1 protein-coding gene is annotated in these 800 nt (G+C 29.9%); it reads right to left on the minus strand.

Annotated features, from left to right (window positions below; genetic code table 11):
• Positions 1 to 12: 12 nt before the first annotated feature.
• The gene (locus tag RM529_RS17610; protein ID WP_311486037.1) at positions 13 to 720 is read right to left on the minus strand and encodes a hypothetical protein; all 708 of its coding nucleotides are present in this window, start codon (positions 718 to 720) and stop codon (positions 13 to 15) included.
• Positions 721 to 800: the final 80 nt, after the last annotated feature.

Below are 800 nucleotides of genomic sequence, written 5' to 3' on the forward strand. Positions count from 1 at the left end.
TACACAGGCTTATTACATCTCATAATTAATAAGTTCCTCTTCTATGCCCATATCTTTGATCATAAAATAGACATCTTCTGCTATCTCTGAGGATATAAAACTGCCTTTCGGTTTTCCTGATGTAAGAATAGGTGCCTCTTCCACCATTCTTAATTGAATTAGTTTGGAGATGGTTATCTCGTAAAGGAAGGGATTAGCTAAATCTTTTTTATAATTATAGATATTTACTGTTTTACTCAAATCTGCAACTGAATAGATTTTAGTAAAATAACTTAATTCGAAGTCATTCAATTCTTTTAGTGCATCAAGCGTTATTAGTTCTTTCAGGGTAATATTAAGTGTTTGTGAAAAGACTCTTCCTGCAAAATATCCCAATATCATTGATCCGTATATAGATTTAGCATTTATAGAACTTTCAATAGTATCATTAATAAAATTGAAGTTTTTCCTATTCTCAAGATAAGAATATAATTTTTTTGTTTTTTCGGGTGTATCTATTCCACCTTCTTCAAGGCTTCGAGCATATAACTTTAGAAAGCTTTTGAACTTCCTTTTTTTATTGTAAGAATATAGTGAATGAACGATTTTTATGGGTGTAAAAATATCTTTTGCAGTATCAGTTAGGTCAGTAATCGGATCAAAATAAGTATCTATAATATCATCCAATTCCGATATATTCTGTAAAAGATTTTTACTAATTTCTACAAGATCTTTTTTCATTTTTTAGCTTGTGTACAACGTTAAGTGTTACTGCAGTAGGAGCTTTTTTTGCGACTATTGCAGTAACATGGTGTTGTATG

The organism is Autumnicola edwardsiae, from assembly GCF_031846505.1.
Lineage (GTDB): Bacteria > Bacteroidota > Bacteroidia > Flavobacteriales > Flavobacteriaceae > Autumnicola > Autumnicola edwardsiae.